The following is an 18,769-nucleotide window of genomic DNA, read 5'->3' as shown; positions in this document are numbered from 1 at the left end:
GAAAATAATGGCACTTATTGATCCAAGATCTGTATTTTTGAAACTAAATGCAGAAAATAAAGCAATTTTTGCTTTTAATGTTTTAAATTTAGAAACACTTTTAGCCGTAATTAAAGCAGGGGAAATTTCCCAAAAACCTTTAATTATTCAGCTAAGCCAAGGGGCAATAAAATATTCACGAATTGAAATTTTGGCACCTATGATTTTATCAGCAATTCAAAATTCCTCTGGTAAATTTATTTTTCACCTTGATCACTGTGATGATTTAAATCTTTTTGAAAAATACCTTGCATTTGGATTTAATTCTGCAATGTTTGATGGTTCAAATTTTCCAATTGATGAAAATATCGAAAAATCACTAAAAGCTAAATCAATTGCTGATAAAAAAAATGTTTTTCTTGAGTTAGAAATAGGTCAAATTGGCGGCAAAGAAATTGGACATCAAGAAAATACTGAACAAATTTTTGAAATTGATAGTGTTAAAAAATTCTACCAAAAAACAGAACCAGATCTTCTTGCAATTGCTTTTGGAACCGCACACGGAATTTACAAAAAAAAGGCTAATTTAGATTGAGATTTAGTCAAAAACTTTAAAAAAGACTATAAAATCCCGCTTGTTATGCACGGAACCAGCGGCCTTTCTCTAGAAGAAATTAAAAAAGCAATCAATTTTGGAATTAACAAAATTAATGTTGGCACTGACCTTTTAGTTAATTTTTCTAACGAAGTTGAAAAATATTTTCAAGAAAATCCTAAAAGTTATGACATTAGAAAAATTAATCAAAAAGGAATTGAAAAAATGATCCAAAAAGTGCTTTTTTACCTTGAATTATCATAAAATCTTATGATTTTATATTTAATTTTTTCAATTTTAATTGCCATTTTCCTGTTTTTGGTTGCTATTTTTCTTTGATTTTATCAAAAGAAACGCAATCAAAACTGATCAGATTTTAAAAAAGAGATAATTAGACTTGTAATTTTTATATTTATTGTGTTTGGTTTTGTCTTTATAATTTCAGGTTTTTATCTTTTTTTTAAAAAATAACCTAAAAATAAATTTCTAAACAAAGTTGTATAAATTTAGCCATTTTCAAATTACTTTCAAATTTGAAAATGGCTTTATTTTATATTTGAACAATAAGAAATATTTAAGATTTTTTTGTTTGAAAACCACAAAAAACCTATAAATTATAGGTATATTAATTTAAAAAATTCAGTCACTTTTTTGATTTGTTTCAGCAAAATTAAGCCTTATGTTAAAATATTCTGTTTTTTGGCGATGCTTATAGAACACAAAAAATAAAATACCGAATATTTGAAAAAATATTCGGTATTAAATTGTCTATTTTTAAAAAGTGATTGTTAAAATTGATCGAATTTTAGTAATTTTGTGACAGGTTTTCTATAATTAATCCATGAAATCAATAAGTAAATAAACGAAATTATAAAAAACATTGCTATTCATATTATGAAAATTAATATTACTATTTGTGAAATCGAAGGATATATGGCTTCTTGACCGAGTATTTGCATGTAAATTTTTGGAATTAACGGGAGAGACACTGATAAGTTAATGACTAAAATTAGAAATGAAATTATAATTATATTTAATCAGTGATAAAGAAAAATCTGCCATGTCTTAGCGCGAAGCGCCTTTAGGGTTCCTATTAATTTTACTTTTGAATCAGTTAGATTTTTTGTATAAAGAAACGTTTGTATTAGTAAAATTACTACAAAAACAATTAAAATTGCTCCAACAATTATATTTATAAAATTTTGTAATTCATGAGTTAATTTTGATATACCTTTTAATGAGGAGTCAATTCCATACTTTTTATTATTATTCTCAATAAAATTATTAATATTATTTTCCAAATTATCATTTTCAAAATACAACCTTAAAATAATTGGTTCTATTTTTTTGTCTTGACTGACTTGTGAATTGTCTGGATTTTTGTTTTTGGTTCTCTGTAATTCGATATCTTCACCAAATTTATAATGCAAAAAAGTTAGGTTTAATTTTTTTGCATTAAGTAAATTATTTATTCCAACAACTTTTAATGTTTTTATATCTTTGGCAGCAGTTAAAACAGTAATTTCTTGTTCTTTTGGTTCTTTGATATCAAATTCTGTAGCTACTTCTTTTGAAATTATAACTTCATCTAATTTTTCAATGTTTCTTCCTATTAAATTTTTTTGATCAAAATTGAACCTATTTTTAAAAAATTCACTTTCGTCAATGTAATCAATATCTGCTCCAAGCTTTCTTTTGCCATTATATTCAAAACTTAATGATGGATAAGTAAAGAAAGGAGTAATTTTTTTTATTGTTTTATTTTTTTCTCTAAGATTATTAATATCATTATTTGTGAAAGTTGTTAAATTTGTTTCTGATTTTTTGCTAATTAAAACAGAATCAAGTTGCAATTCATTAACTTTAGGAGAATTAGAAGCGGAAATATTTAAATTTAAAACACCAAATAATAATGTCCCAAAAATGCTTGTTAGAAAGAGTATTACAAATAAAATGGTTGAAACTATTTTTGATTTATAATCTGCAAGAGTAAGCAAAAAACCTGTTTTTAATTCTTGCTTAATTTTTGCAATTTTTGAATAGGAAGAAGTCTTAAAAGAAACTAATTGTCTACTTTTTTCATTGTTGATTGCTAAATTTTCTTCAGTTTTGTCAATGTTTTCTTCGGAAATTTTCCCTTTTTCAATGCGAACGATCTTGTCGGCATATTTTTTTGCAAATTCTAAATTGTGACTGACTACTAATATTGTTTTATTTTTTGCAATATTTTTTAAATTTTCAAATACAGAAACACCGTTTTCAAAATCTAAATTTCCAGTTGGTTCGTCAAGTAAAATAAAATCACTATCTCTTGAAAGCGAGCGGAGAATTGCTATTCTTTGTTTTTCGCCACCAGATAAATCATTTACTTTTTGCTTTAATTGCTGAGTTTCAATCGACACATATTTAGACTGTTGTTCCAATTCTTTTGGATCTAAAAGTCTATTTATTACATTATTTGCAATTAAAATATTATTTTCTGATGAAATATTTGTGATTAAATTAAAGTCCTGAAAAACAACATCGACTAATGGTTTTTTAATTTCAGTGCCATTTTCATCCAAAAAAGAGATTTTTCCACTATCTTTTTTAGTAAAACCGGCAATTAAGTTAATTAGCGTAGTTTTGCCAATCCCTGATTTACCAATTATAAACGTTATTTTTCTTGAAGGTATATCAAGATTTAGATTATCAAAAATGATTTTGTTATCAATCTTTTTCGTTAAATTCTCAATTTTTATCATTTTGCTCCGAGTTTGCTACATTTTCTTATTTAACATTATAAAATCAAGACTTTTGATAACAAAATATAGTTTTAATAATTTTTAAAAATTATTTTAATAATGTCACAATATCTTTTTTATAAGTTATATAAGAAATTAATGAATATATGATTGATAAAATAAAGAAACTTGCAAGCCAGATAATTATAAAAATAACGGCAATTTGCTGATAATCAGGAAAAACTGAATTTTGATTTGAAATTGCACCATAAACTAAAGGTACAAAAGAAATTGAAAATATAATACCAAAAACGAAAACAAAAGCAGAAAGTATTACCAAATTTAATCAATGATACAAGAAAATTTGTGATGTTTTACCACCAAGAGACTTTAGAATACCGATTGATTTTTTCTTAAAGTTGGAAAGATTTGTTGCATATAATGACACAAAAATTAACAAAATTATTCCAAAAATTATTATTGACGCAAAAATAATTAATAACAAAGTATGTTGAGAGTTAATTAATTGATTTAGAACTTGATCAATACCGCCAGATGTCGCATAATAACGACTAACGCCTGGTTTGCTATATTTATTTATAAATTCATTAATATTATTATATAAGTTATCATGATCAAAATAAACCACAGCGCTTGTTGGGAGTAATTCGTTGGAATATTTTTCAATACTATTATTAAAAATAGCGATATTTTCATCATTTTTTTCGGGATCAAACACTCCAACAACTTTAAAAATTATAGTGTTTTTCTTATTAGTAATTTGTAAAAGTTTACCTATTTTATCAGTTATATTCGAGCTAACTGCTATTTCATTAAAATTTTTAGGCAATGTACCTTTTTTCAAATTTATTGAATTAACTTGATTTGAATTCTCATAGAAAGACTTATGTATTTTATTGGGAGTGAAATTTATCTCGTCGTCTGCCAGGGTTGATGGTCTACTAGAAGCATACTCTAAAAGGTGTGATGAAAAATAATTATCAAGTAAAATCTCAAATTCATCAAACTTACTTTCTTTTTCATTTTGTATTGATTTTTGATAAACTGACTTTAATTTATCTGTGTGAACAAGCGAAAAATTGGCGCGATCATCAAGAGACTCATCTAAAACTCCCACAATTGTTGCTGATTCAGAAAAGCGTTCTAAATTATCATGGTTTTGCTCGAAATTGAATCGACCAGGGTGAGCAATTTTAATTGTTTTTCCAATTGGATTATCGATTTCTAATTCTTCAATTAATTTTTGCGAGAGGATAACTTCGTTTGGATTGGTAATAAACTTGCTATTAAAATTTTTATCTTTGCTAAATGAAGAACTATATCTGTTTTTAAAAAAATCAGATTCATCAATTGGTCAAATAGACCTATTCTTAAAAGAAACCTCCTTACCATTATAGATGAATGTATAATAAAACAGCGGACTATATAATAAACTAGTGTGTTTTATTTTGGGATTATCCTTTTTAAGTTGGTCGATTTCTCCAGGGGCTAAAGAAACGATACCCTTTTCGCTAACTCTAATAGTATCAAAATTGGATTGGGCAATCTCGTCAATGACTATATTTTTTGCTGAAACATGTAAGTTCATGAAAATAACCATGCTAAAAATTAAAGCAAAAAATGTTACTAGAACTAAAATAAAACTCGTAATTTTTGATTTCAAATCCGCTAGTACAAGCAATAAAGCTGCTTTAAATTTTTGTAAGAAACCAGGTTTTTTATAAGTCTGGCTCGATATCAGGTTTGAGTGTTTATTTTTGGATTCAACATTAATTTGTTTGTTATTTTCTATAACATTAACGGACAAATTTTCTAAATTAATAATTTGATCAGCATATTGGTTTGCTAATTCTAAATCATGACTAACAATTAAAATTGTTTTATTTTCAGAAGCTTTAACTAACAAATCGAGTAAGGCAATGGAATTTTCATGGTCCAAATTACCAGTTGGCTCGTCAAGCAAAATAAAATCACTTTTTCTTGATAAACTTCTTAAAAATGCTGCACGTTGTTTTTCACCGCCAGATAAATTTTTTGCTACTTGATCCAATTTGTTGGTTTCAATACCAATAGAATTCGCGGCTTGTTGTATTTCTAAATCATCTGATTCGCGATTCAAAATGTGATTTGCTATTAAAATATTATTTTTTATACTTAATGACTCAATTAAATTAAAGTCTTGAAAAACAACATCAACTAATGGTTTTTTAATTTCAGAACCATCTTTGTCAAAAAAGGAGATTTTTCCTTTGTCTTTTTTTGTAAATCCGGCAATTAAGTTAATTAGCGTGGATTTCCCAATTCCAGATTTTCCAATTACAAATGTAATTTTATTTAAAGGAATTTCCAGATTTAAATTATTAAAAATAAATTTATTATTAATTTTTTTAGTTAAATTTTCTATTTTTATCATTAAAATTTGCCTTTGTTATCCGTATATTATGGGTATGTGGTGGTTTTATAATTTGTAATTTTGTCGAGAATTGGCGGATTATTTGTTGTGATTGTGCTATATTTATAGTCATCTATCACAAACGCAGTTGCATATTGACCAAATTCTGTTATTTTGTAATTCCATCCAACACCTTGATAATTGATTACTAGTCTATTTGTGTTTATCATTATACTATTTTTTACAAAATATTTTTGTATTTTAACTTCATTTTTTAATTAAAATTTATAATTTGTTAAACAAATTATTATTTAGGGAGCATTTATAATTTTGTTTTTAAATGTGATTCTCTATTGTTTCAATTTGACGCAGTATTCATGATTTTTTGAAATTAATATACTAATTTATCCAATTTTTGAAGTGATTTATTTATATTTATAGATTTTTTGCCATTAGTTGCTTTTTTGTGGTAATATCATTTTAGATATTAACAAAAAATTTAAGAGGATTGCTATGAAAAAAATTGCTAATTTCTTGATAATTGAACAAAAAAATGAAATTTTTACTATCTATTTAACGGCCGAATTACAAGATGATCTTGGAACAATCGGATTTTTAAAATTTACAAATAAAAAACAACTAGAAAAAGATGATGTTGTCGCTAAAATTGAAGCGTCAAAAACTGTTTTTTCAATAAAAACACCCTTAAAATGTAGAATTATTGAACTAAATCAATTAGCTGAAAAGGATCCAAAAATTTTGAATTCGCATGAGTCAGACAAAAATTGACTTTTTAAAGCAAAAGATATAGACCAAAGTGAATTTGATGAACTTGAGGACTTTTAGTATTCTAGATCAAGCGATAAAGATCAAGAAAATCCTTGATTCAGCTGATGCAATTGTTGTTGGAGTTGGTTCAGGACTAACAAGTGCAGATGGAAATAATTATTATGGATCAAAATTCAGTGATAATTTTAAAGATTTTATCGAAAAATACCATTTTTTAGATATGCTTCAAGCTTCGCTTTATGATTTTGGATCATGAGAAACATACTGAGCTTTTCATAGTAGATTTGCAAAAGTTAATTTTTTAGATCTTAAAGAATCAGAAAGTTTTTTGAATTTGAAAAAAATTTTAGAAAATAAGAATTTTTTTATAATAACCACAAATTCTGATAGTTTTTTTGAAAAATCAGGATTTGACAATCAAAAAATTTTTTACATCCAGGGTAAATATAATTTAATGCAGTGCTCAAAAATGTGTAAAAATTTTTTATACCAAGATGATGAACTAATTCTAAAAATGGTACAAAATCAAAAAAATATGAAGGTTGATTATAATTTATTGCCAAAATGCCCAGAATGTAATGCCTTTTTAGAAATAAACAAAAGAATTTCGTTTAAAGGAATGGTTGAAGATCAAAACTTCGACAACCAAAAAGCAAATTACAATAATTTTATTGAACAAAATAAAGATAAAAACTTAGTTTTTCTTGAAATAGGGGTTGGATTTACGACCCCGCAATTAATTAAATTGCCTTTTCAAGAGATGACAAAAAAATTTAAAAATGCAAAATATCTAGTTATAAATCAGAAAAAATACCGTACTAACAAGGATATTCTTGAAAAATCCTATTTTTTTCATGAGGATATTAAGTTACTGCTACAAAAAATAACAGAACAGGAATAAAAATGTACTTAATCGAACCAAAACGCAATGGAAGCTGAGTTTTTGACGGTGCAATTTTGCTCGCTATTCAATATTGAGCAATCAAAAACTTAAAACTAGATGAAACAATTGTTTTTCCTTATATTTGTGATCCACATGTCCAAATTGGTTATTTCCAAAATCCAAGTGTTGAAGTTAACCTTGAGCTTTTAAAGCAAAAAAATATTGAAGTTGTTAGACGCGACACCGGTGGTGGAGCAATTTATTTAGATAGAAATGGTGTAAATTTTTGTTTTTCATTCCCGTATGAAAAAAATAAAAATTTACTCGGAAATTATGCACAATTTTACGATCCTGTTATTAAAGTTTTGCAAAACTTAGGGATAAAAAATGTGCAATTTAGTGGAAAAAATGACCTTCAAATTGAAGGAAAAAAAGTTTCTGGTGCGGCAATGTCACTTGTAAATGATAGAATTTATGCAGGTTTTTCACTTTTATATGATGTAGATTTTGATTTTATTGGCAAAATTCTAACTCCAAACCAGAAAAAAATTGAAGCAAAAGGAATAAAATCTGTTTCTCAACGGGTAACTAATTTAAAAAATAAGCTTTCAGAAGAATATCAAAATTTTTCAGTTTTTGAAATGAAAGACTTATTTTTAACTGAATTTTTGAAAGTAAATTCAGAAGAAAAGTTTAAAAAATACGAACTTACTGATAGTGATTGAGCCCAAATTGACAAAATGGTTGCTGAAAAATACAAAAATTGGGATTTTGTTTGAGGACTTAGTCCAAATTATTCGTTCAACAGATCAATTAGAACAAAAGTTGGAACAATAACATTTTCTTTAGAAATTGATGAAGGAAAAATTAGCAAAATTAAAATTTCAGGCGATTTTTTCCCGAAAAAATCACTTTTAGAGTTAGAAAATTTCTTAATTGGGACAAAATTAACTCAAGATGAACTATTAAATCGGCTAAAAGATGCAAAATTGGATGATTATTTTACCCAAAAAGTTGATGAAGAAGAAATTTGTAACTTACTTTTAAGCTAAACATGAAAAACAAACTTTTTAAACCGTATCAAATTGGTAATTTCACATTAAAAAACCGATTTGTTTTTAGCCCAATTAATCTTAATCTTTCTGAAAAGGGTCAAGTTTGCCAAGCAGATTTAGATTTTTTTAGCGCTAGAGCCCATAGTGCGCCAATGACAATTACAGGCGGAGTTTATGTTTGTAAATCAGGTAGTTTGTTCAAATATGGTCATAGTATCGAAAATGACAGCGATATCGAAGGTCTAGCAAAACTTGCAAAAGCAATAAAATCAAAGGGAAGTATCGCAATTTTGCAATTAATTCACGCTGGTTCTCACTCTGTTTCAAAAATTGAAAAAGATGGTTTTTGCTATGGACCTAGTGCTGAAAAGCGAAATTATCCCGTAAAATACAAGGTTTTTCGCCTTACACAAAAGCAAATTCAAAAAATTGTTAGTCAATATGCAGATGCTTGTCTAAGGGCAATTAAGGCTGGTTTTGATGGGGTTGAAATTTCTTCAGCGCAAAAATTATTACCACAAGAATTTTTCTCACATTATACTAACAAGCGAAATGATAAATATGGCTGTCAAAATATTGAAAATAGATCTCGATTTTTGGTACAAATATTAGAAAAGGTACAAAAAACTATTTTAAAATCAAAAAATCCTAATTTTTTGTTAGGCTACCGGGCAACTCCTGAGGAGCGAAGAGGCGATAATTTAGGTTACACAGTCGAAAATTTCCTAGATTTCTTAGATCTAATTGAAAAAAGAGGGATAAAAATTTCTTACCTTGCAATTGCCGGTTGGGGTTTTGACGTTTTTCGTGACAAAGTTCGGTCAAAATCAAATAATTTTAACCGATTAATTTCCGATGTAGTTTATGAAAAATTACAAGGGAAAATCCCTGTTATTGCTAGCGGTTCAATAAATTCCTTAGAAAAATCAGTCGAAGCTATTCAATTTTCTGATTTTGTCGGAATTTCTTCAGCATTTGTGCCTGATCCTGATTTTGTTGAAAAAATTGAGAAAAATCAGCCAATAAAATTAAGTCTCGAACCGGAAGAATTTGAAAAATTAAAAATAAGTAAAAATGCCTTTAAAGAAATTGGCCATTATTTTGAATATGGCAAATCTTTACCTGAAAATGCTCGAAAAACTATTTTAAATAATTCAAAAAAAGCGGAATAATTTTTTTCCCGACTTTCCCAGTTTGATGAGATAATCTTAAAAAAGTGTCCGGTTTTTGGGCACTTTTTAACTTTTTTGACAAAAGTTAATTACAATTTTAAAACACTGGCAAGAATCAATTTATGAACAAAATAACAAAAACCATAAAAAAATACAACTACTATTTAAACTCAATGCAAATAGAAAACTCGTTTTTATTTGCAGCGAGCCTAAAAAAACATATGAAGTTTTGAAAGAACAATAACCAAAAGCCCTAAATTTATAGATTTCTAAACGGTTAAATTTAGGGCATTGCATCATATTTAAAAATATGACGGAAAATTCGCATTTTCTGATTTTTTTATGGCAAAAACATAACTAATTCCTCCCTAATTCAATATCCAAATTTATTAATTCATTCTTAGTGAGGTTTATTATAGCATAATTTTTTTCTTGTGCCAAGCATTTTTTTTTTTTTTTAGAAAAGGTTAATTTTAAAATAATAAAGATTAAGGTTTTAGGTAAAAAAACCGGATTTACGGGCATTTTTTTATATTTATATTCACTAAAAAGTGAATTTTTGCCACTAAACCAGGAAACTCTGGAAAATGCAAAATATTTTTTTTTCTTTGAAAAATAAACAAAAAAATATATAATTATACATTTATTAATTATATATTTTTTTGTGTGAAGTAATATGATTGTTGATTTAAAACTAATTTTTGAAAAACAAAAAATTTTAGATAAACTTTTTGCTGAATATAGTTATGGTAATGATTTAATTACAAAAGTCGATCACCAATGGCAAGATAAGGTAATAATTGCTGCCATAGTCGAAATTGCTGAATTTGCAAACGAAATTGAAAGCTTTAAATATTGAAAAATTAACAAAAAATCTAATTTTGATAAAACTATCGAAGAATTTGTTGACGCAATTCATTTTCTTGTTTCAGCCGGAATTCATTTTCAAAGCCAACAAGTTTTTGAAACAAAATTTGTTGAGAACAAAGATATTAACGAGCAATTTAAAAAAGTCTTTATTTTAGCCGCTGATTTTTTGCATAAAAAGGAAAAAGAAACTCTTGTGAATTTGTTTGAATATTTCCTTGGCTTTATTGAAATTTTGAACTGAAATATTGATCAGGTAACTCAAGCTTATTTAGAAAAATACAATAAAAATCTTGAAAGAATTAAAAATCAATATTAAACATTAATTTTTCAAAATAATTTTATTTTGAAAAATTAAACGGCACAAGACTCGCAAAATTCATAGTTTTCTGAATCTTCAAGGACATCTTGGCGAATTCTTACATAATAAATTGACTTGCAACCTTTTTTAAAGGCATGAATATATGCTTTATTTAAATCGCGAGTTGTTGCTTTGTCAGTTAAAAATAATGTCATTGAAATTGACTGATCCACATGTTTTTGGGCCTCGGCAACGATGTTAATAATTGGAATTGGTCCAAGTTCGTATGCTCCTTTTTGATAAAAGTCGTATGTTTTTGGACCTAATTGATATGAAGGAACATAAATTCGCCCTAATTTCCCTTCTTTTCTAACTTCAACAGGGGCAACAACCGGCTGCAATGAAGGAGTACAAGAATTAAGATAAGAAATTGACCCAGTTGGAGCAATTGCCATTAAATGTGAATTGGCAATTCCGTGAATTTTAATTTGCTCGACAAGTTCAATTCAGTCCTCTTGAGTCGGAATTGCAACTTGATAGTCTTGAAAAAGTTGCTGAATTCTAGCGGTTTTTGGTACAAAAGTTGAGGGTTCAACTTTTGTGTATTTTTCAAAATATTTGCCGCTGGCAAATGTGGTTTTCTCAAAACCAGCAAAAGGACCGAATTTTTTTGCCAATTCTAAAGAAGACTTAAAAGCAGAAAAAGCTAGACAATAAAAGAAAATATTTGTAAAGTCAAGGGCTTCTTGCGAGTCATACATTATTTGGTTTTTGGCTAAAAAACCGTGTAAATTCATAGTTCCAAGTCCAATTGCATGGTTTAAATTGTTCCCTTTTTGAATTGAAGGGGCAACTGAAAGATCAGAATTTCTGGAGACACTATCAAGGCCAACAATTGAATAGTGAACCATTTTTTGAAAATCTTTACCTGATTCCATGGCTTTGTCAATGTTTAGTGAACCTAAATTACAACAGATATCCTGACCAATTTCTTTAAAACTTAAGTCAGGAAAATAAGAACTTGGAGTTGAAGGTTGAGTAATTTCTGAACATAAATTTGACATTACAACACGATCAGGATGAGCATTTGCATCATTAACAGTGTCTTCAAATAAAATATAAGGATAACCGCTTTCAAATTGTAGTTCAGCAATTGTTTGAAATAATTTCCTTGCTGAAATAAAGGTTTTTTTAATTTGTGGATTATCTAGCATTTTGTAGTATTCTTGACTGATTGAGATGTCACTAAAAGGTTTTTGGTAAAACTTTTCGGTGTCATAAACAGAAAAAAGTGCCATTTGCTCGTTGTTTTTGGCCAAAGTTAGCGTTATATTTGGGATTATAACGCCCAGAGAGAGCGATTTTATTCTGATTTTTTCATCAGCATTTTCCCTTTTTGTATCAAGGAAAGAAAGAATATCAGGATGGTGAACATTTAAATAAACAGCCCCAGCACCTTGACGTTGACCAAGTTGGTTTGCATACGAAAAAGAGTCTTCAAGTATTTTCATGACAGGAATTACACCTGTTGCTTGATTTTCAATGTTTTTAATTGGTGCCCCTAGTTCACGTAGGTTTGTCAGCAAAACACTAACTCCGCCACCACGCTTTGAAAGTTGCAAAGATGTTGTAATTGCCCGCGAAATTGATTCCATATTGTCTTCAACTCTAATTAAATAGCAAGAAACAAACTCTCCTCTTCTTAGTTTTCCTGCATTTAAAAAAGTTGGGGTAGCTGGTTGAAATCTGCCTAACATTATTTGCTCAAGAATGGCTTTGGCATCTTCAAAATTTCCGTTAGACAAAAATAAACTATTTAACAAAGCCCGGTCAGGAAAATGTTCTAAATATGTTAGATTATCATCAGATTTTAGGGCATATGAAGAATAAAATTTAAAAGCACCCATAAATGAAGGAAAAAAATGATTATAACTTCAAGCTTTTTGATTTAATTCCTCAAGTTGGTCAAATGAATATTGATTTATGACTTTAGGGTCATAATAATTTTGGCTTAGCAAAAAATTAATTCGGTCTTTGAACGAATTAAATACTTTAAATCGAGGCTCAATATGTTCGCTAATATATTTTTGCCCGGCTAAAATATCAAATTTATATGCATCTGGATTTTTTGAAAATAATTTGGCCTTTGCATTTAGGCTAATATAACTTTCAGAACTACTAGAACTAAAAGCATGATTTTTGTCGTGTGTTTTCATCTATTTTTCCCAAAAATTATTTAGTATTGTCTTAACATTAATAACATCTTCAGAAGTCCCTAAGAGCTCAAAGTGATATAAAAAAGGGACATTCAATTTTTTTGACAAAACCGGGCCAGCAAGAGCGTATGTATCGCCAAAATTAGTGTTTCCAGAGGCAATAACTCCTTTACAAAATTTACGGTTTTGTTCATTATTTAAAAATTTTATTACCGGTTTTGGCACCGATCCGCTTGTTTCACCTTTTCCGCCGCTGTAAGTAGGGCAAAAAAGTACATAATCTTGATCAACTTGAATTTGAGAGTCAATATCAATTGGAATTCTTTGATTTTTAAAGCCAAGTTTTTCAATAAAACGGTGAGTATTATTAGAAATTGAAGAGAAATAAACAAGAAAAATTTCGCCTTTAGGTTTAGAATAATCGCCTAATTCATAGAGTTTTTTGTTATTTTCCATTTTAGAACTCCCAGTCTTCATCTTCAGTTTCTTCAGCAAGAGCCATTACATAAGAAGAACCATTTCCTGAGAAAAAATCATGATTCTCGTCTGCCCGGGCTGATAATTGGCTAAAAACTTCAGGTTCAATTTCAGTTTCTTCTTTTGTAAAAGGTGAGTCATATCCTAAATTTTGTAAAAATTTGCCAGCATTATAAAGACTAAATTTTATTGCAGATTCAGCAATTCCAACTTCAGAATATAAGTCATATAAATAATCTTTTTCTAAGTCAATTAATTTATAAAGTAAATCAAAAACAAAGTCTTTCATTTCTTTTTGTTTTTCAGGGCTTAATTTTTCAACTTTTCTTTGATATTTATAGCCTGAATAATAATTGTGGATCACTTTGTCGCGTAAAATTAAACGGATTATATCAGAAGTATTTGGCAGTTTTGAACGTGAAGAAAGGTAAAAAGGAAGATAAAAACCGCCATAAAGTAGAAAACCAGGCATTAGTGCGGCAGCAACTTTTGATTTTAAAGGATCTTTTCCAACATAAAAAGGGATTAGAATTCTTGCTCTTTTTTGTAATTTTTCGTTATTTATTACTCAATTGTGTGCCTCTTCGATTTCTTCACTTGAACAAAAAGTTGAAAAAATCGAACCATAAGAACGAGCATGAACCCCTACCATAAAGGCAAAATTAGCATATATAACTTGCTCGTGATCGGTCAGAGAATGACCAATTTGGGCTACATCACCAATTGTTGCTTGAATTGTATCAAGCAGAGTTAGACCAGTAAAAGTTCGGGTTACAAGTTGTTGTCATTCTGGTGACAGACTTCTTCATGATTCTAAATCGTTTGAAAGCGGAATTTTTTCTGGAATTCAAAAGTTTTGAACTACACGGGTTCAAACTTCTAAATCTTTAGGATCATTGATGACATTTCAGTTTACTGAACGCATTTTGCCCGAAAAATTATTATAGGCATATTCCAGAGGCGAAACTGAAAGGTTATAGTAATCATTTTTTTGTTTAATTTTTAAATTGTTGTTTTCTTGACTCATTTTTCCACCTCTAAATAGCTCTTTGAATAATTAAAAAATTAAATGGAATATAATTTTACCAAAAGAAAAGGCAAATAAAGAAAATTTATTTTTTTAAAAAATTTTTTTTATTTTTTTTGACACAAAAAAATTCAAAAAAACCCTTTGAATTCATAGGATTTTTTTGAATTTGGGGGGCGAATAGATTAAAAATTTTTTTATTAGTTTCGAAGCTTTTGGAAAAAACTAGGAAAAAATAATTTTAAAGACAAAAACAACAAAATTAGACTTATAAAGTTGTTAAGGTGTTGCCAAATGCAAAAACAAAACCGCCAACAACAAAAATTACACACAAAAAAATATGGGCATTATATTTTGCTCTTTGCCAAGCGGGTAAAAACATTTTTGTCTGCTCGTAAGTAAAATGTTTTTTGCCGGGATTTTCTCTTTTTCAATCTTCCATTTGAAGTTCTTTGTATTGTTGAATTTTTTTTCTTGTATATTTGTGAAATGAAATTGAAATTATCGCAAGAACAAAGAAAATAACAGAAAGACTAATTAAAACCGGTTGTGGAAGATCTATTAGTCTAATTCCAGAATAAAAAGGATTTGTTCGCATAATATAATAATTATAATATTTTATTTTATATTTTAATATAAACTATTGTTATTAATACAAAAAAGTAAACTTTTAAAGACAAAAGTTTACTTTTTTGTATTTTTATTTTTTTATTAAAAAATTATTTAATGAATTTTTTAATAAAAAGATTATTTAAGTTTGAGACTGCCTCAACATTAGTTGCCAATGTAGGGGAATCATAAACTGCAAAACCTTTAAACAAGATTTTTGTTGGAGATACAGTTTCAGCTTTAGTATTAGGACCTAAATGAGTTCAAGTTAGATTTTTAGTGTTAAAATCAGGGAACGCATCTAGATCTAAAGTACTAGAAATTCTTTGACTGTAAGGGTTTTTTGCTTTTGATGAAGTAAGTCGAATTGTCCATTTCTCTTTATCTTTTATTAAAGTTAGGAACATTAAATCCCCATCTTTAATAAAGTCAAAGTCATCAGCTACACCTTTATCTACATTAGTTTGTTTAAATCCAAATGGTACAGTAATTTCTGTATTTTCTGTTTCATCAGAACTTGAACCTGAACCATTAAATTGAAGGAAATCATCGGTCTTTTCTACTTCAGTTCCAGAAATTAAAGCAACAAATGATTCAACAGTTGTACCTTCGGCATCTCTATCAGCGCCTTCGCCACTATCACTACCATTTTCAGAAGTAGCATCTCCCGGATTTTCATCAATTCCTAAAACATATTTCTCAATTTTACCATCACCTAATTTGACTTTTTTAATAAAAATACCTTTACCATCTTTAGATGAAATTAAATAATGTTTTTTATTGCTGTCAATATTATGTGGTTGAAAAGCTAAAAATATTACTCCAGATTCAAGAACTTGTTTTTTAGGTTCAACAGTAGGTGTAGCTGTGGTTGTTGGAGTTTCCATTGTGGTGGTTGTCGCTACTTCGGTTGTTGGCACTGTAGTTGCTACTGTTGTTTCAGTAGGCACTGTAGCTGTTGTGCTTGTTGGCATAGCAGCTGTTGTTTCTGTACTTGCTGGCGCTGTAGCTGTTTCAGCGGTTGCTGCTTGTGCTGTCGTTTCAGCTGGTTTCTCCTGACCTGGAGCCGTAGGAACTTCTTTAATTTCAACGGCTTTTTTTACTAATAATCCATGTTTACTAGCAACATTATCTTTATCTTTTTCAAGATCAATTTTTACATCGCCACGGTTAAGCGGTTGTATTTTTGTAATTTTATCACTGCCATCTGTTTTTTGATTTTGGCGAAAATCAAAAAATACAGTTGGATTATAACTTCTTAAAACATCATAATCAGCATCGTTTTCTAATTGTGTAATTGAGAAAATAGCTTTAGGATTTGAATCTTTTAGCTCTGTTTCAGTTTTTGTTCCAAAAGTAAGAATTACATCAATTTGACTATCAGATTTTGTAACTACTTCTGCTTGATAATCAGTTTGACCAAGTGCAGAATAATTAGATTTTTGTAAAAATGCTCAAAGTTCAACACCTAAACCTTTAAAAGTTGAAATTTCTTTTGATTCAGTATTAGTTTTAGTGTTTGAATCATCTTCGAATGCTGTTGTTGATAAGGTTGCTTGGACTCCATTTTCTGAGGTAGTTGAAGTGGCGGCAGTACCGGCAGCTCCAGCTCCAGCGGCTGGAGCACCAGTTGATGGTTGAGATTCTGCTGGTTGGCTTCCAGTTGTTTCACCTTCTTCTGTTTTTTTCTCAGATTCTTTCTCACCTTCTGCTGGTTTTTCGCTACCAGTGTCTTTAGAAGTTGGCTCAAATCTTGGTTTATTTCTATCTATATATTTTTGGAGAGCGCTGACACTTTCCGGCTCCATTCCAAGATCTAAAATGAAAAGTTTTTTAGCTACTTCGGTAAAAGTTTTTTGTTTTTTAGCATCTTCAACAACTTCTGACACAAGAGATTTAACATATTCTAAAGTTAATTTTGGACCATTAGGATTTTCTTTGAATTCAAAAGTTTTAGCTAGAGGATTAAAGTTTTCAAACTTTGGATCTTGAGGATCGATTTTGTCTAAATTTGTAAAGTCTTCTGAATTTTGTTCTAAAACAGCATTTAAAACTTTTCGCTGATTTTCATCATAATCAAGTTGAACTTCAACATTAGATTTTGAAGAACCAAGATCAACTAAAACAAATTTAGAATCATTTCCTTTTCCTAAACTTGCAAGCGAAGATTCAAGAACTTTTGGATAATTTGACTGAACAAATTCACTTTCAAGGTAAGGCGCTTCAATATTTAGTTGTTTTTCAATTTGAAAATCAACTTCAAAAGAAACTTTATTTTCTTCTACAAGTTTATCTTTTTGCGCTTGGGTTAAATTTTCTGCTAATTTAATGCTGTTAATTTTAACAAAATAACCATCAAGTCCAGGAACTTGGAATTTTTCAGACTTTAAATTGAAAAAAGCGCTTAAATCTTGGCGGTTTATGTCAACTTTGGCATTATTAGCTTGTGAATTTTGGCCTGAATCTTGGAAAAGTTGGGTCGAAACTTGGCTCTGTCGTCCATTTTGTTGCGAGTTTTGCGTAATTTTGCTCAAGACTGTTGCGAGATTAACGGGGTTATTGTCGGTTTTGTAGACGATTTGGGCCAAACTTAGGTTATCTTTGACAAGTGCAATTTGAACCAGTGGTTTTAATTGAACAAAATCGCTAAATTGTGAAAGAATTTTTTGCTCAACAGTTTTTACATCATCGCTTAATTTTTTAATTCCTAAAATTGGAAAGTCAAATTCTCTGATAAGTTTGCCTGTTGGATTTTTTAGCTCAAAAGAAATTGAAAGAGTTCCGTCATTATCGTTAAGATTTTTGAAAACTAAGTTTTCAACTTTCATTAGACTATCAACTCTTTTGGTGTCTGAATCACCAACCATAACTATTTTTTCTTGTTTAGCTTTTTGGTTTTCAACTGTTTTTGGTGCCAAAACATAACCTTTTTCCAAAATTGAAGGCAGACCTAAAGTATTAACTAAATTATAAGCCAGTCCATTTTGGAATAAAGCATCAGAAAAAGCTTGTGATTTTGAACGTGTTCTTTTGTAAAAAGCTTGAAAGTCATTATCAAGTTTAAAAGCAACCTCTGAGGCTACTAAATTGGAATTTTTTGTGCCTGTAAGTTCTAGTTTTGACTTTTCAAGGTCAATTTGGAATCCAACTAAATCGCCATCAGCCTTATCACTTTGGGCAAAGCCTTTGAGGTCAGTCTGTTTTGAATAAGTAAGTTTGAATTGATCTGAATGAGCATAAACTACAACATTTTTTACTTCAGTGCCAGAAGCATTTGCTTTTTCAATGTCTAAAACTACCCGGAAATTGTGTTTAGTAATTGGACTAAAGTCATATGCATTTAAAAAATTAAATGCATATGAAGGATTTTTAGCCAGTGCAAGTGCTGTTTTTGCTGATAAATTTTTGTACTGGTCATGTAACTTTAGTTCATTAAGGACATTAATAAAATCTTCTTCGCTAAAAGTAGACTGAGTTTTTAAATTGACAACTTCATTTTTATCAACGTTTCCAAAAATTTGCGAACTATATGAACGCTCAAAAATTGTTAAGCCAATAGGAACTGCAACGATTGTTGTAAGAATTGCGGTGATCGAAAAACCTGTTGAAATTATTGTTTTTATACTTTTGGATTTATTTTCTTTATTTAACATTTTTTCTCCT

The 18,769-nt window shown here is 28.8% G+C and carries 14 protein-coding genes; 6 read left to right on the top strand and 8 right to left on the bottom strand.

Going from position 1 to position 18,769, the window contains the following annotated elements; genetic code table 4:
• Positions 1 to 7: 7 nt before the first annotated feature.
• Positions 8 to 838 carry a class II fructose-bisphosphate aldolase gene (locus V3255_RS00795; protein WP_341516271.1) on the top strand — a complete coding sequence of 277 codons (831 nt, stop codon included), beginning with the start codon at positions 8 to 10 and terminating at the stop codon, positions 836 to 838.
• 524 nt (positions 839 to 1,362) lie between these two features.
• On the opposite strand, the gene V3255_RS00790 is transcribed toward V3255_RS00795, so the two are convergent.
• From V3255_RS00790 to V3255_RS00780, 3 genes are all read right to left on the bottom strand, one after another.
• A complete protein-coding gene (locus tag V3255_RS00790) occupies positions 1,363 to 3,318 on the bottom strand; it encodes an ATP-binding cassette domain-containing protein (RefSeq protein ID WP_341516270.1) in 1,956 nt (651 codons plus the stop codon).
• 88 nt (positions 3,319 to 3,406) lie between these two features.
• A complete protein-coding gene (locus tag V3255_RS00785; RefSeq protein ID WP_333503970.1) occupies positions 3,407 to 5,731 on the bottom strand; it encodes an ATP-binding cassette domain-containing protein in 2,325 nt (774 codons plus the stop codon).
• A gap of 26 nt (positions 5,732 to 5,757) precedes the next feature.
• Positions 5,758 to 5,940, bottom strand: coding sequence for a hypothetical protein (locus V3255_RS00780; protein WP_333503969.1), 183 nt, complete (start codon positions 5,938 to 5,940; stop codon positions 5,758 to 5,760).
• A 283-nt stretch (positions 5,941 to 6,223) separates the two neighbouring features.
• On the opposite strand from V3255_RS00780, the gene V3255_RS00775 reads away from it, so the two are divergent.
• From V3255_RS00775 to V3255_RS00755, 5 genes are all read left to right on the top strand, one after another.
• Positions 6,224 to 6,556, top strand: a complete 333-nt coding sequence (locus V3255_RS00775; RefSeq protein WP_010321305.1) for a glycine cleavage system protein H — start codon at positions 6,224 to 6,226, stop codon at positions 6,554 to 6,556.
• Positions 6,537 to 7,400 (top strand): deacetylase SIR2, encoded by an 864-nt coding sequence (locus V3255_RS00770; protein ID WP_252262718.1) that lies wholly within the window; start codon positions 6,537 to 6,539, stop codon positions 7,398 to 7,400. Before V3255_RS00775 ends, V3255_RS00770 begins: the two co-directional genes overlap by 20 nt.
• Positions 7,401 to 7,402: 2 nt before the next feature.
• Complete coding sequence (locus V3255_RS00765; protein WP_333503968.1) at positions 7,403 to 8,434, top strand: lipoate--protein ligase; 1,032 nt, start codon at positions 7,403 to 7,405, stop codon at positions 8,432 to 8,434.
• Positions 8,435 to 8,436: 2 nt separating this feature from the next.
• Positions 8,437 to 9,609 carry an NADH-dependent flavin oxidoreductase gene (locus tag V3255_RS00760; protein ID WP_333503967.1) on the top strand — a complete coding sequence of 391 codons (1,173 nt, stop codon included), beginning with the start codon at positions 8,437 to 8,439 and terminating at the stop codon, positions 9,607 to 9,609.
• A 676-nt stretch (positions 9,610 to 10,285) separates the two neighbouring features.
• Positions 10,286 to 10,795 (top strand): dUTP diphosphatase, encoded by a 510-nt coding sequence (locus V3255_RS00755; protein ID WP_333503966.1) that lies wholly within the window; start codon positions 10,286 to 10,288, stop codon positions 10,793 to 10,795.
• Positions 10,796 to 10,830: 35 nt separating this feature from the next.
• On the opposite strand, the gene nrdE is transcribed toward V3255_RS00755, so the two are convergent.
• The 5 genes from nrdE to V3255_RS00730 form a co-directional block, all read right to left on the bottom strand.
• Positions 10,831 to 12,993: a class 1b ribonucleoside-diphosphate reductase subunit alpha gene (gene nrdE, locus V3255_RS00750; RefSeq protein ID WP_333503965.1), complete on the bottom strand. Its 2,163-nt coding sequence runs from the start codon at positions 12,991 to 12,993 to the stop codon at positions 10,831 to 10,833.
• A complete protein-coding gene (gene nrdI, locus V3255_RS00745) occupies positions 12,994 to 13,449 on the bottom strand; it encodes a class Ib ribonucleoside-diphosphate reductase assembly flavoprotein NrdI (protein ID WP_341516269.1) in 456 nt (151 codons plus the stop codon).
• Position 13,450: 1 nt separating this feature from the next.
• A complete protein-coding gene (gene nrdF / locus V3255_RS00740; RefSeq protein ID WP_080719434.1) occupies positions 13,451 to 14,497 on the bottom strand; it encodes a class 1b ribonucleoside-diphosphate reductase subunit beta in 1,047 nt (348 codons plus the stop codon).
• Positions 14,498 to 14,765: 268 nt separating this feature from the next.
• The gene (locus V3255_RS00735; RefSeq protein WP_333503963.1) at positions 14,766 to 15,095 is read right to left on the bottom strand and encodes a hypothetical protein; all 330 of its coding nucleotides are present in this window, start codon (positions 15,093 to 15,095) and stop codon (positions 14,766 to 14,768) included.
• A gap of 121 nt (positions 15,096 to 15,216) precedes the next feature.
• The gene (locus V3255_RS00730; protein WP_341516268.1) at positions 15,217 to 18,759 is read right to left on the bottom strand and encodes a P110/LppT family adhesin N-terminal domain; all 3,543 of its coding nucleotides are present in this window, start codon (positions 18,757 to 18,759) and stop codon (positions 15,217 to 15,219) included.
• Positions 18,760 to 18,769 lie beyond the last annotated feature (10 nt).

It is taken from the genome of Mesomycoplasma ovipneumoniae, assembly GCF_038095975.1.
Classification (GTDB): Bacteria; Bacillota_I; Bacilli_A; order Mycoplasmatales; family Metamycoplasmataceae; genus Mesomycoplasma; species Mesomycoplasma ovipneumoniae_C.
The sequence above is the reverse complement of the archived record's forward strand: the minus strand, read 5'-3'. Positions and strand labels throughout refer to the sequence as shown.